This window comes from Arthrobacter sp. TJ-240, from assembly GCF_058269195.1.
On sequence record NZ_JBZCNG010000001.1, the window covers coordinates 654,815 to 668,201 of the forward strand.

The 13,387-nt window shown below is 64.0% G+C and carries 12 protein-coding genes; 2 read left to right on the forward strand and 10 right to left on the reverse strand.

Going from position 1 to position 13,387, the window contains the following annotated elements; all coding sequences use genetic code 11:
• The first annotated feature begins 132 nt into the window (after nucleotides 1-132).
• Both AC4D2C_RS03175 and AC4D2C_RS03180 read left to right on the forward strand, forming a co-directional pair.
• Nucleotides 133-1,461, forward strand: coding sequence for a multidrug effflux MFS transporter (locus AC4D2C_RS03175; RefSeq protein WP_490912512.1), 1,329 nt, complete (start codon nucleotides 133-135; stop codon nucleotides 1,459-1,461).
• 97 nt (nucleotides 1,462-1,558) lie between these two features.
• Nucleotides 1,559-2,668, forward strand: coding sequence for a Gfo/Idh/MocA family protein (locus AC4D2C_RS03180; protein ID WP_490912515.1), 1,110 nt, complete (start codon nucleotides 1,559-1,561; stop codon nucleotides 2,666-2,668).
• Nucleotides 2,669-2,714: 46 nt separating this feature from the next.
• On the opposite strand, the gene AC4D2C_RS03185 is transcribed toward AC4D2C_RS03180, so the two are convergent.
• From AC4D2C_RS03185 to AC4D2C_RS03230, 10 genes are all read right to left on the reverse strand, one after another.
• Nucleotides 2,715-3,683, reverse strand: a complete 969-nt coding sequence (locus tag AC4D2C_RS03185) for an aldo/keto reductase (protein WP_490912517.1) — start codon at nucleotides 3,681-3,683, stop codon at nucleotides 2,715-2,717.
• Nucleotides 3,684-3,707: 24 nt separating this feature from the next.
• Nucleotides 3,708-5,861 carry a beta-galactosidase gene (locus tag AC4D2C_RS03190; protein ID WP_490912519.1) on the reverse strand — a complete coding sequence of 718 codons (2,154 nt, stop codon included), beginning with the start codon at nucleotides 5,859-5,861 and terminating at the stop codon, nucleotides 3,708-3,710.
• A gap of 91 nt (nucleotides 5,862-5,952) precedes the next feature.
• Nucleotides 5,953-6,954, reverse strand: a complete 1,002-nt coding sequence (locus AC4D2C_RS03195) for a LacI family DNA-binding transcriptional regulator (protein ID WP_490912521.1) — start codon at nucleotides 6,952-6,954, stop codon at nucleotides 5,953-5,955.
• The gene (locus tag AC4D2C_RS03200) at nucleotides 6,947-7,468 is read right to left on the reverse strand and encodes a hypothetical protein (protein WP_490912523.1); all 522 of its coding nucleotides are present in this window, start codon (nucleotides 7,466-7,468) and stop codon (nucleotides 6,947-6,949) included. The genes AC4D2C_RS03195 and AC4D2C_RS03200 overlap by 8 nt, the downstream gene beginning before the upstream one ends.
• On the reverse strand, nucleotides 7,465-8,235 hold the full coding sequence (locus AC4D2C_RS03205; protein ID WP_490912525.1) for a ThuA domain-containing protein: 771 nt from the start codon (nucleotides 8,233-8,235) through the stop codon (nucleotides 7,465-7,467). Before AC4D2C_RS03205 ends, AC4D2C_RS03200 begins: the two co-directional genes overlap by 4 nt.
• Nucleotides 8,228-9,181: an aldo/keto reductase gene (locus AC4D2C_RS03210; RefSeq protein ID WP_490912527.1), complete on the reverse strand. Its 954-nt coding sequence runs from the start codon at nucleotides 9,179-9,181 to the stop codon at nucleotides 8,228-8,230. The genes AC4D2C_RS03205 and AC4D2C_RS03210 overlap by 8 nt, the downstream gene beginning before the upstream one ends.
• Nucleotides 9,178-10,179: an ABC transporter permease gene (locus AC4D2C_RS03215; RefSeq protein WP_490912528.1), complete on the reverse strand. Its 1,002-nt coding sequence runs from the start codon at nucleotides 10,177-10,179 to the stop codon at nucleotides 9,178-9,180. Before AC4D2C_RS03215 ends, AC4D2C_RS03210 begins: the two co-directional genes overlap by 4 nt.
• The gene (locus AC4D2C_RS03220; RefSeq protein ID WP_490912530.1) at nucleotides 10,176-11,192 is read right to left on the reverse strand and encodes an ABC transporter permease; all 1,017 of its coding nucleotides are present in this window, start codon (nucleotides 11,190-11,192) and stop codon (nucleotides 10,176-10,178) included. The genes AC4D2C_RS03215 and AC4D2C_RS03220 overlap by 4 nt, the downstream gene beginning before the upstream one ends.
• Nucleotides 11,193-11,263: 71 nt before the next feature.
• Nucleotides 11,264-12,358, reverse strand: coding sequence for a sugar ABC transporter substrate-binding protein (locus AC4D2C_RS03225; RefSeq protein ID WP_490912532.1), 1,095 nt, complete (start codon nucleotides 12,356-12,358; stop codon nucleotides 11,264-11,266).
• A gap of 86 nt (nucleotides 12,359-12,444) precedes the next feature.
• Nucleotides 12,445-13,263: an ATP-binding cassette domain-containing protein gene (locus AC4D2C_RS03230; RefSeq protein ID WP_490912533.1), complete on the reverse strand. Its 819-nt coding sequence runs from the start codon at nucleotides 13,261-13,263 to the stop codon at nucleotides 12,445-12,447.
• Nucleotides 13,264-13,387: the final 124 nt, after the last annotated feature.

Genomic DNA, 13,387 nt, shown 5'->3' on the forward strand with positions numbered 1-13,387 from the left:
CTCTGAAGTCTGTACCTCACTGAGGCGTCGTGCACCTACACGTGAGCTTCTCTTGACGATGGTGGAGGAGTGACGCACGATAAGACGACCCGTGGAAAGCGGTTTCCATGCGGATCGGGCTCAGGAGGTTGCTTGGCACAGTTGCGTGCTGACCCGACCCGGAAGGGCACAGAGGTGAAACCAGAAGAATCACACCGACGTCTCGCAGTGTTGGTGTGTGCGCTTGTGATGCTGCAGGTCATCTGGCCCTTGACGATGGATCTGTACCTTCCGTCGTTCACAGCGATCCGCCGTGATCTGGGAACCAACGAGTCAGGCGTGCAATTGACTCTGACAGCCGCCTTTATCGGGATGGGTGTCGGGCAACTGGCGTCGGGCCCTGTGTCCGACGCGGTCGGACGTGCGCGCCCGCTCGTCGTGATGATCGTGCTGTACTGCTTAGCAACTGCGTCCTGCGCCGTCGCACCGAGTGTGGAGTGGCTCATCGCCAGTCGCGCTTTCCAGGGCATGGGGTCGGCTGCATGCGCTGTGTTGGCAATCGCCATCGTCCGGGACCTGTATAGCGGTAGACGCCTGGTCGTGTTCCTTGCACGACTTTCCATCGCTTCGGGTCTGTTCGTAGTGCTGTCACCTGCCCTGGGGGCTCAGCTGCTGCAGGTTGTGGGCTGGCGGGGCCTTTTCTGGGTTCTTCTCGGGTACGGCGTGGTGTTGCTGTGCGTCGCCGGGGTGATCCTGGTGCGGAACGAGACGAATACCGTTGAGCGGCGCCAGCTTCGCAAAAGTGTGCGCTTGCGCGACGATTACCGCAGCCTCCTGTCCGATGGACAATTCCGTGCTCTAGCCGTGGCAGGGGGATTCCTGTTCGCCGCGATGATGTCCTATATGGCGGGCAGTTCGTTTCTGCTGCAGGACGTCTTCGGGTTGAGCCCAGCGCAGTACGGGCTCATGTTCGGGGCGCAGGGCGCTTTGATGGTGGCGGGCGCACAGATCGGCGGCGTCATAGCTCAACGTTCCTCACCCGTACTCGTCATTCGTGTTGGGGCTTTCGCGTTGGTCGCAGCACTGGTGATCCTGGTCTTGAGCGTCAGCCTCGCCCCGAATCTTGGTGTGTGGGGTTTGACCGTTCCCATCATGGCGTTCACCACCTCGTTCGGGTTGGTCAGCCCAGCACTTCAGGCGACTGCCCTAGAGCATCATGGGTTGCGTGCTGGTACGGCAGCCTCGCTCCTTGGAGCGGCGAATATGACAGGATCGGCTCTTATCGCGCCTGTCTCGGGTGCGTTTGGGTTGTCATCCGCCCTGCCTACCTCCGTGGTCATGGCGATCTGCGTGCTGATCGCAGGCGCCCTCCTGCTCCTAGGAGCGCGGAAGGCAGGCGTGACAGCGGAAACACCCCGAACTCATCCCGACGGCGCCCCGCGCCCGGTGCACGCTCCAACGGCCACGAACAACCGGTCATGACGGTGCCGCAGCATTCAGTGACGAGCAAGCCTGCGCGCCGAGACGGTGGGAATCCGCTCAGGCTGGCCGGAAGCGATTCCGTGAAAGGAAGAGTCCCTTGAAGTCATCGGCAACTGGAAGTACGAGCAACGCGGGCGGCCGTATCCGTTTCGGCATCGTAGGAAGCGGATGGAGGAGCGAGTTCTTCCTTCGTGTGGCGCAGGAACTGCCTGAGCGCTTCGCCGTGACCGGCCTCGTCACCAGAAGCGAGGACACGGGTCGTCGCATCAAAGACATATGGGGTGTGCAGCCCTTCGCCTCGATCGAGGACCTTGTGGGGGCTACGTCTCCGTCCTTCGTCGTCGTGTCCGTACCGCGGGATGTCGCACCGCAGACTATTCAGCGTCTTGCCGAACTCCGGGTTCCGGTGCTGACGGAAACACCTCCTGGACCGGACCTTGAGGCGCTCACCACCCTGTACGAACTGGTGCGTGGGGGGACCATCATCCAGGTGGCGGAGCAGTACCACTTGTCCCCGCTCCTACGTGCACAACTGCACCTCGCTGCGTCCGGGCGTCTAGGACGGATCAGTCAGGTGCTGGTCGCTCAATGCCACGACTACCACGGGGTCAGCATCATGCGCCGCGCCCTGGGCGTGGGCTTCAATGACGTCACGATCACCGCCTCGACGTTCGAGTCGCCGCTGGTACAAGGCCCGAGCCGACATGGAGATCCGCAGCAGGAGGTCGTCATCACCGCCGAACAAGTCTCTGCCCGGTTCGATTACGGTGACCGCCTCGGCGTCTACGACTTCGCAGCCGAACAATACTTTTCCTGGATCAGGGCGAACCGACTGCTCGTCAGGGGAGAACGGGGAGAGATCAACGACCTCGACGTCCGCTACCTCGCTGATTACCGCACGCCCGTGTCGACGTCCCTTCGTCGTGTGGCGGCGGGGGAAGGCGGCAACCTCGAGGGCTTCTTCCTACGAGGCATCCTGGCCGGCACCGAGTGGGTGTTCACCAACGACTTCATGCCGGCGCGGCTGAGTGATGACGAGCTGGCGATCGCTGAATGCCTCGTGCGGATGGCTGAGCATGTTCAGGGTGGTCCCGACCTGTACAGCTTGGCTGAAGCAAGCCAGGACCACTACCTGTCCCTCTTGATGCAGGAAGCGGCGGCTACCGGTGAGCCTGTCCGCTCCCGGCCCCAGGTCTGGTCGCAGTAGGGAAAGCCCCTGGGTCTTCCCCTACTGCGCCCCTTTGTAGCTGGTGCTACCAGGCGTAGGCCTCAGGGGCCTGGCCGCCAGGCCCGGGCCAGATCCCGTCCAGGGCCTGGAGCTGCTCGACTGTGATCGTCAGATCAAGGGCCTCGAGGGCGCTGGTAAGTTGCCCGGCTGTGCGTGGCCCGATGATCGGCGCGGTGACGACGGGCTGATGCAGCAGCCACGAGATCGCAAGGACGGCCGGATCGACGCCGAGTTCCTCGGCGTAGCGTTCGTATTTCTCGATCTGGGGTCGGCGTTCTCCGAGCCGGTCAAGGTCCTGTGACCGGGACCGATCGGTTTTGCGAAGCACCCCGCCGAGTTGGCCGCTGGCCAGGGGGGACCAGGGGAGGATGCCCATCCCGTATTCCTGGGCGGCCGGGACGACTTCGAGTTCGAGGAGCCGTTGGGCCAGGTTGTACACCGACTGTTCGGTGACGATGGGCAGCTGGTTCCGCGTCGAGGCGTGTTCACGGTATTGGGCGATGTTCCAGCCGGCGAAGTTCGATGAGCCGAGGTAGATGATCTTGCCCTGCGCCTGCAGTGTCGTGAAGGCATCAAGGACCTCATCGACGGGTACGGCCCGGTCGATGTGATGCATCTGGAAGAGGTCGATGCGGTCGGTCTGCAGGCGCCGCAGGGAAGCGTCGACGGCGGCGCGGATGTGCAGGGCAGACAGCCCCCGGTCGTTCCGACCCTGCCCCATCGGCCCATAGGCCTTCGTTGCGATGACGAGGGAGTCCCTGTTGCTACGGGCCTGCATCCAGTCACCGAGGAGCTCCTCAGATTGTCCGGGCTGGTTTCCCCAGGGGTGGCCGCCGTAAACATCGGCACTGTCGATGAAGTTGATACCGTTCTCCACGGCGAGGTCCAGGATGCCGTAGGACTCCTCCCGTCCGATGACAGGGCCGAAGTTCATGGTGCCGAGGGCGATTCTGCTGACAACGGCACCGGCGGAGCCGAGGCGTGTGTAATCCATATCAGGTTCTTTCGTGAGGATCGGTCAGCGAAGGTGCTGAAGCGGTTCGGAGCGGTGGAGTGGACCGGTAGTACCGATCAGCGCCCAACCGAAAGGGGCGAGCTCCACAGGGGAAGGCGACGATCGGTTTCCGGACACAGCCTCGGGCAGGCGGACAGTGGCACTACCGGGGCCGTGGTTGATGAGGGTCAGAACGTCACCACGACGGGCTACTTCGACGAAGTCGAGGTCCGCTGAGCCCGAATCGGGCAGTTCGGGCGTGATACCGGCCTGGCGCATAAGCCATCGTGTGAGCTGCAGCATCCCGTGGTCGTCCGGAATGGTCGCAAGATAGTATCCAACACCCCCCTGTTCCAGCTGTTCCCACTGTTCGCTGGACTGGTTGCCGCTGTCCCGGCCGATGTTCGCGTGGAGGGCGGTGAAGGCCGGCTTGCCGGAGGCGCGGCCCGTGGTGAAGGGTGCGAGTACGGTGACCGCTGGATTGAGGATGTCCAGTACTTCGGCGAAGTACTGGCCGGTAAGGGTTCCGACGGGTGTGTCGAAATGGGCGTGGTCCTCACCTGGTTCACGCAGTGCTGCGCGATCAGTCTGGTGTGTTTCGCCGGCGGAAGTGGGGCCGGCCGGGGTTGCAGGGGGGTGAATGAGGGCCCCGAATTCGTGCACGGCGACGCCCACGATGTCCCGCAAACCAACCTGGAACCCTCCGCCGCGGAACGCGTCGTGTTCGTCGACGATATCGCTGAAGGCTGTGACGAGGAGGTGACCACCGCCGTTTACGAACCGTGTGAGGTTGCTGGCCCCGTCATCGGTGAGGAGGTAGAGGTGGGGTGCGATCACGACCTGGTACCCGGTCAGGTCTCCGGTCGGGGGTACCAGATCAATCGAGAGGTGTTGGCGGTGGAGGGCGGCGTACCAGCGCTGCACCAGGTTCAGGTAGTCCAGTTCGGCAGGGTGGTCGGGGTTCTGCAGCGCCCACCAGTTCTCCCAGTCGAAGACGAGAGCGACCCGTGCCCCGCTGGAGCCTTCACCACTGGGTAGATCAGTCACGTCGGCCAAGATCTGCCCGAAGGCTGCAGCTTCCTGCCAGGTGCGGGTGCCCGTCCCCGCCTGGGGAAGCATCGCGGAGTGGAACTTCTCGCTGCCACGCTGGGACTGCCGCCACTGGAAGAACATGATGCCGTCGGCACCATGGCCTATAGCTTGCATGGATAGCGCAGCCATTTGTCCTGGGGCTTTGGGGGCGTTGCTCGGACGCCAGTTCACCTCGTTGGTGGATTGTTCCATGAGCACCCACGGGCGTCCTGGTTTGAGGGATCGTATGAGGTCGCGTGTGAACGCCGCGGTGCGGAAGGAGTGGGGGTCGTTGGGGTCGGGGTAGTTGTCGTCGGAAATGAAGTCGAGCTCCTTGGCCCAGGTCCAGTAGTCCAGAGGCGGGAAGGCTCCCATGAAGTTGGTGGTGACCGGTTGTTGCGCCCCAGCGGCCCTGATGATGTCTCGTTCCATGATGAAGAGTTCGAGCAGCGTGTCGGAGGTGAAGCGTTTGAAGTCCAGCGCCTGGCACGGATTGTGGCTGTAGGGCGCTTTGCGTGGAGGCAGGATCTCGTCGAAGCCGCTGTAGCGCTGGGACCAGAAAAGGGTTCCCCACGCCACATTCAATGCGTCGATGGTGCCATAGCGGTGGCTGAGCCACTGACGGAACCCGGTCGCGGCATTGTCGGAATAGTCGTAGTGCAGGTGACATGCGTATTCATTGTTGACGTGCCACATGACGACGGCCGGGTGGCGGGCGTACCTTCCGGCCAGTTCGGTGACGAGCCTTGCCGCCAGGCGCCGATAGTCCGGCGAACTGGGCGCATAGGCCTGACGGCTGCCCGGCCAGTAGGTCGTTCCGTCTGCATCCTGAGGAAGAAGCTGCGGGTATCGCGTGGAGGCCCATGGCGGTGGCGATGCTGTCGCGGTAGCCAGGTCCACGGAGATGCCGGCTTCGTGCAGCCGGCCCAAGACGTCATCGAGCCACTCCCAGTCGAAGGAGTCTTCATCGGGCTGGATACGTGCCCAGGCGAAGACCCCGACCGTGACGAGGTTGACTCCGGCTTCTCGCATGAGCCGGATGTCCTCGTCCCAGGTTTCGGGCGTCCATTGTTCGGGGTAGTAATCGGCTCCGTAGTACACGGGCATCCTCCATGACGTGGGTGGGGTGGGATGAGTCGGCGGGGCAGCGCCGTCAGTTCTGGCAACCGTCAGTATCTGGTCGTAGGTTCCTGTGGTGTCAGTGCCGGGTTGATTGGCGCGGCACGAGGAGCGGCTCGAATCGGGTCTGAACGTCGGACGGCGGCACGGCTTTGAGTTCCTGCAGGAGCAGCCGCGCGGCGTGGGCGCCCATCTCGATGGCCGGCTGCCGGATGGACGTGAGAGGGACGACGGCGGCGGCGGCGAAGTCGATGTCGTCGTAACCGATGATGGCTATCTCGCCCGGGACCGAGACGCCGTGGCGGATAAGACTCTGCAGCACGCCGAGGGCAACATGGTCATTGGCAGCGAAAATCCCGTCGGGCCGCTCAGCTATCGGGAGGGCCGCGATCCGGTCACCGATATCGCGACCGAGCTGGGGGTTGAGGGTCGTGGTCTCGATGAAGGTGAAGCGGGCACCGGCTGCTTCGACGGTGGATCGGCATCCTTCAAAGCGTTCGCGCATCTGGTCAACGGCGAGCGGGCCTCCGATGAACGCGATGTGGCGGCTTCCTCCGTGGAGGAGGTGCTCGGTGGCCATGGCGCCGCCGGTGACGTCGTCGAGCGAGACGGAGGGGAAGATCCCTTCCTTGTCGGCCCGGTCTACGAGGACAACGGGTACCTCGCGCTGCCGGAAGCGCTCCAGCATCGCTGTTGGCGTGCGGACCGGCGCTATGAGAATGCCGTCCATCCTTTGGCGCTCGAACAGGTCGAGGTGCCGTGACTCCCGTTCTTCGGAGTCGTAGCTGTTGCCGACGATGATCGAGTAGCCGGCCCGCTCGGCTTCCTCCTCGGCGCCGAGCACCACATCGGCGAAGAACGGGTTGGTGATGTTCAGGACAGCCATGCCGATCGCGTTGCTGCGCCCGGCCCTGAGCTGCCGGGCGGCGGTATTAGGGACGTAGCCGAGGTGGGTGATGGCTTCGGCGACCCGATGAGCAGCGGAACTCGACACGAGTTCGGGCCTGTTGAGGGCGTTGGAGACGGTGCTGACGGACACACCCGCCCTGGCCGCGACGTGCTTGATGCCGATCTCACCCATGGTCCCCCTTCAGACGCCTGAGGCTGTGTAGGAGCCCGATGCGGTTCTCGACTTTACCTGCGGCCGGTCCATGCACGAACGTGAAGCCCAGTCGATCCGGAACCGGCGAGGTCAGCAGGACTTCATACTCATCCCCACCCAGGCAAATAATGGTGCCCGGGTCGGCGACGACGGCAGCGCCGGCGGTTGAGCGCAGCACCCGCCCGTCGAGGTGCGGAGGAGCGTCGAACCGAAGGCAGACCGCGCCATCCGCGATTTCGGTGAGCTGACCTATCTGGCGACCGTGACTGAAGATCCCGAGAGTTTCCTGCCCGGAGCCCGGGGAGGATTTCGACAGCATCAGATAACCTGCGACGACGCGCCAGACAGGACGGTTGGCCAGGTGGGTATCAGGAAAACCCGACAGCACTCGGTCAGGGTTCCGTCCGAGCCAGATGATTTCGTAGAACACCGGGTCGATGCCCAGAGACCCGTGACACACCAGGGTGGTTTGGTTGTCGTGCGCGGTAGTCATGCTGGTGCTTCCTGCCCGGCAGTGATGGTCGTGCCGGCGACCCATCGTACGAGTGACAGGAATACCTGCTGGTGGGCGGGGGAGTCGTAGGACTCGACTCCGTGACCGAGGGCGTCGTACGCGACCCGCCCGTACTTCTTGTGTGCGTTACTGGTCCAGATCAGCGGATGCGTCACGCCGTCTTCGGTGTGGATCGCCAGGATCTGCGCCTGCGTCGACGTTTCAAGGTGGGTGTATCGCTCGTCATAGACCGTGAAGTCGTCGAAGGTCAGTCCGTTGTGGGTATGCGGGGCCGCCTGGATGAGGGAGGTTCCTATCTGGGGGTGCATGGTGGTCCCCGGGACCCATCGTCCGCCGAGCAGTTCCGCCCAGCGAGGGTCGTCCCGGAAGGCAAGAGTGGACGAGTGCGATGCCAGGACGCCTCCTCCCCGGTGCCAGTGGGACGTGATGGCGTCCACAACAGCAGCCGACTCGGGCGCCGCACGTGAGAGGTCGCTGCTGGCGTTGACGATCAGAACATCCGTGCCCTCCATGGCGTCGACGAAGTCGCCCTGCTCGCCTGTGCTCACAGCGTGGACATCGGTGAAGCCATTGTCATGCAGGAGCTCTGCGATCCGCTGACTTGTCGCCGTGAGGGCATGCCAGGGATCACCATGGGCTCCTGCACCGACGAGCAGCACAATCCTCGGGCTACCCGCGGAAGTACCAGTGGCGGAGTCGACGCCGGTGACGGCCTTGATGGTGGTGTCCGCGGCGTGATCAGTCATTGATCCACATGCGGGGGGCCGGGCAGATAGCGTCGAGTTCGTCCCACAGCGCGTCAGGGATGTCGAGGTTCATGTTCAGCACTGCTTCATCGACCTGTTCAGGGGAGACGACTCCGCAGATGGTCGATGAGACGCGGGGATCGCGGGTGGAAAACTGGAGGGCGGCTGCCCGCAGTGGTACGCCGTGCCTGTCACAGGCAGCACCCATGGCGTCAACTGCTGCCAGGATCCCTGGTGTGGCTTCGGCGTAGTGGTACCGGTTGGTCGATCGCGGCCAGTTGGCGAGCAGTCCGCCTCCATAGACGGCCGCGTTCATGACGCCGACTCCAGCTTGGGTGGCGGCATCGAGGAGGCGGTCCGCGGTGCGGTCCACGAGGGTGAACCGGTTGTGCGTGATCAGCGCATCGAAGTGCCCGGTTTCGACGAATCGCTGGAGCATGGACGCCGGCCCCCCGGAAATTCCGATGTGATCGGCGTAGCCCTCGTCGCGGAAGCGCTGCAGCGCTTCGACAGGCCCGTCGGGGGCCATAGCCGCGTCGAAGCCGATGTGTTCCGGGTCGTGGAGGTAGAGGATGGGCACGCGGTCCAGCCCGAGGCGTTCAAGGCTTTCCTCGAGCGAGGCACGCATCCGCTTGGTGTCGAAGGTGTCCGTTGTCGGGTCGCGATCCAGTTTTGTCTGGATGACGAAGCCGTCAGGGAGCCCGTACTGCCGGATGGCGGCCCCGACCCGGCGCTCGCTCTCCCCGTCGCCATAGTTGTTCGAGGTGTCCAGGACCGTCACGGGTCCGGCGAACGCCCGGCCGGCTGTCGCTACAGCGTCGGTCTCGCTGACGGTGAGCTCGTGCACGGGAGAAGACACCCCCCATGCTGCCGTTCCGATGCAAAGACGGGACACGCGCAGGCCCGTACGTCCTAGGGGTGCTGATTGGAGGGTGTGCTGGGTCATTCGAATTCGTCTCCTCCGCGGAAGCGGTCGACCAGCACGGCGGCGAGCAGGATGAGTGCCACGATCAGGTCGAGGTAGTCGGGGTCAAAGAACTGGATGTTGAGGATGTTGGTGATGCCGGCGACGACCAGTAGGCCGAGCAGGCCGCCGAGCGGATTGCCGACACCGCCGCGGGTGATGGAGTACCCACCGATCATGAGGGCCGCGTAGATCTGGAACTCGAGTCCGGTTCCGAGGATGTTCGAGGCTGAACCGAGTTGTCCCACGTAGAGGATCCCGCCGATGGACGCTCCGACGGCGCTGACGACGAGGGCGATGACGCGCACCTTCGTTACCGAGATTCCGGCCCGGGCGGCGGCTCGGTGGTCACCGCCGACGGCCTGTACCTTACGGCCGACCCTGGTTTTGCCGATGAAGCCTGCGGCGACCAGGGTGATGCCTATGCCGATGAGCAGGAGAGTGGGGAATCCAAGGAGTGCTCCCTGTGTGACGTTGTAGAGCGGGTCGATGAGGGTCGTGGGCGGGGCGCTGACGACGATCGCCTGGCTGAGTCCGCGCAGCAGAGTGAGCATGCCGAGGGTGACGGCAAGGGGTTCGGCGCCGAAGTGGACGATGACGAAGGCGTTGGTCAGTCCGACCACGACGCCCACACTGATGGTGATGGCTGCGACCAGCCATGGGTTCAGGCCCGTGGCAACGAGCTGATTGAAGATCACCGCCCCGAATCCGACCATTGAGCCGATGGAGAGGTCCACAACTCCTGCCAGTAGCGCAAATGAGGCCAGAACGGCGACGATGAGCGGGATGGCCACGCTCACGCCGACGATCTGAATATTCGAGGGGGCGAAGAATTCGGGTCCGACCCATAGCAGTCCGACGAGCAGGGTGGCGGCGAGGGTGGCGGTGATGCTTCCGACGGGTCCGTTGAAGGAGTGGAGTGTTCTCTGCCGGAAGGACTGGGGGCGGTCTTCGAAGAGCGGGGAGGCGAGGGCGGTCATCGGCTTGTCCTCTTCAGTCGGGCGCCATCGATGCCGACGGCGATGATGAGCAGTGCACCCTGCAAGACGAGCGACCAGGCCGGGGGCAGACCGAAGAACGCTATCGAGGTCGGGATGGTTGCGAGGAATCCGACGCTCAGCAGGAGGACGAGCAGGTTTCCTTTTCCGCCGGAGAGGCTGATGCCGGCGAGGATGACCGCTCCGATGACGATGAGCTGAAAGCCGGTCCCGGAGGCCGGCGTGAAGCTTGGATTGACGGCCGAGAAGAGCACTCCTGCGAGGCCGGCGACGGCTCCGGATCCGGCGAAAGTCGCCAGGCGTATCCGCCGCAGGTTCAGACCGCGTGCTTTGGCGGCGCGGGCATTGCCTCCGATCGCGATGAGGCGGCGACCCCAGCGGGTGTATGTCAGGGCGAGACCGAAGAGGATGATCGTGATCACCATGGGCCAGAAAATGTTGGGCAGTCCGAGGAAGCGTCCGAGTCCGTACGCCCGCAACGCGGATGACGAAGGGATCTGCGCGGACTTGAAGAGGATCAGCATGATCGCCAGTCCGCCGAATCCGGTCGCGAGGGTCACGATGATCGGGTTCAGTTTCCCGAAGACGACGATGGCACCGTTGAGCAGCCCCCAGCAGGCTCCGGCCCCCAGGCCGGCGAGGATGGCGACAACCGTTGGCAGTCCGGCGTTCAGTGCGCTGACCGTGGCCCAGGCGCTCAGGGTCAGGGATACGGGAAGGCTCAGGTCAAGGAGGCCTCCGCTGATGACGATCAGCGCCTGGGCGACGGCGAGGACCCCGGAGATGGACATGGTGAAGGTGACAGCGAGCAGGGTCTGGTTCGAGAGAAAATCGGGGCGGGCTATGAGTGTGGCCACCAGGAGCAGAACCCATACGCCGGTGATGCTGATCGCGTCGCGGAACGAGGTGAAGGTGCGCCCGTCCCTGACTGAGATGTGGGGCTTGTCCGGCTCGGAGGCGACCGGATCGGTCGGGGTGAGGTGAGATGTGGTCATGGTGTGGTGTCGTCTCTGACCGATCCGGTCGCTGTCATGGTCGGGCGTTATCAGGGGATTCGAAGGTCGATCTAGAACTCGCAGAAGAGGTCGTGCTCGGTGGTTCCCTTGGGTGCGGAGGCGAGTTCGGAGACACGCTCATCGATGCCGGGGATGGATGCAGCCTGTTCCTGAGTGACCGGGCAGGGCTTGACGCTGACCGCGGCGTTATCGCCCGTGTCCTTGACCTCCGGTGCGTTGCCTTCGGCGATCTGGTCGGCGATTTCGAAGGCGGAGGCCGGGTAACCCTCGAGGAAGTACATGACGCTTCCGGCGAGGTTGGGGTCGACGTTGTCTCCGGTGATCAGTCCGCCGTCCTGGCCCCAGCCCATGATCGAGCCGTCCCTGCCGAGCTGAGTTGCTGCCTGGAGGGCGCCGACGACAGCCTGGTCATTGAGTCCCACGACGAGGATGTTCTCGGCGTCGGGGTGGGCTGCAAAGACACCCGGAGCGTTGGCGAGGGAGGTGGTGAGGTTACCGTCTGCCTCATAGGACACGTAGTTCTCCTCGGGGATGTCCGGGCAGGTCTCCTGAATGGCGGTGCGTGCGTTGCCGGTGCGCCACTCGTTGATCTGGCCGGCTGCGGTTCCCTCAGCGGAGATGACCAGATCGACGTCGCAGTCCCACTTTTCCTGGGCCAGCTCGGCGAGCTTGGTTCCTCCTTCGGTTCCGGCTGAGGCGTTGTCGACGCCGACGAAGTACCAGCCGGGCTGGGCGATGTCGAAGGTCACGACCGGGATACCGGCGTCGTCGTACTTCTTGGCGATCACGGGGTTCGCCGAGGGCTGGCCGTTGAACATCATGACCATATCGACACCCTTTTGGATGAAGAGGTCGGCGTTGGTCGTGGCTGTGGCTTCACTGTTGTCGTTGGAGAGTTCGACGAAGTCCCAGCCGCGCTGGTCCGCGAGGCCTTTGGCGACGTCGCCCTGGAGGTCCTGCCAGTCGGCGTCCGGCTGGCCTCCGACCGCGAAGCCGAGGGTGAAGGTTCCATCATCGGTTGCCCCTGAACCGGAGCCTCCCGCTGCGGGATCCACGGTGCTGCATCCGGTGAGGGTCAGACTGGTCGCGGCGAGGCCGACGAAGGCTGCGCGGACCAGGCGTGAGCGGGTGGTGAGTTGCGTCATTGCAGTTCTCCTGGGGGTGATGTTCCTGTGATGGTGGAACGGGCGAGATCATGCGGTTGTGCGGTAGTGGGACGGGTGAAAGTCCTTCAGGCGACGACGGTGGACGTGTCCTCGGGTGTTGCGACGTCGGCGGGGATCGCCCCGGTGATGAGGCCGACGATTCTCTCGGGGGTGATGTCGGCCACGTCACGGGTAGCGATGGTCCGGCCCAGGCGCATGACGGTCACCCGGTCTGCGACCTGGACGAGTTGCTGCATGTTGTGGCTGACAAGGATGACGCTGACGCCGCGGTCGCGGAGCCGGCCGATGAGCTCGAGGACCTGCGCGGACTCCCGGACTCCGAGCGCCGCTGTGGGTTCATCGAGGATCACGATCTGACGTCCCCAGATCAGCGCTCGGGCGATAGCCAGGCACTGGCGTTGTCCGCCGGACATGCCACGGACCGAGACGTTGACGGATTGGATGCCGACGCCCAAATCTTTCAGGACCTCACGGGAGCGTGCCCGCATTCCCTTGTCGTTGACGATGTTGAGCGCCCGGAGGAGCGGGTTGGTGGAGAGCTCTTCCCGCCCGAGGTAGACGTTCTGCACGGCCGACATCGTGTCCACCAGGGCGAGGTCCTGATAGACCGTTTCGATGCCTGCTTCCAGGGCGTCCGACGGCCGGCGGAAGGACACGGACCGCCCGGAGACCTCGATTGTTCCAGCGTCGGGCGTCACAGCTCCGGACAGGATCTTGAGAAACGTGGACTTCCCGGCTCCGTTGTCGCCTACCAACCCCATGACCTCGCCCTTGCGAAGCTCCATGGACGCGGAGGAAAGCGCAACGACAGCGCCGTACCGACGCTCGATATCGCTTGCCCGTAGGACGATCTCGCTGAAAGGGGCAGGCAGTTCGTGCGTCATGGACGACCTCTTCGTCGATCTGTAACGTTTTATATAAAACGATTTAGATGAGGTTCACATAACTTCGAATACTCGTCAAGGGGTATGGCCGGGATCTTCAGGGAGCAGCAGAGATCGACGTCGG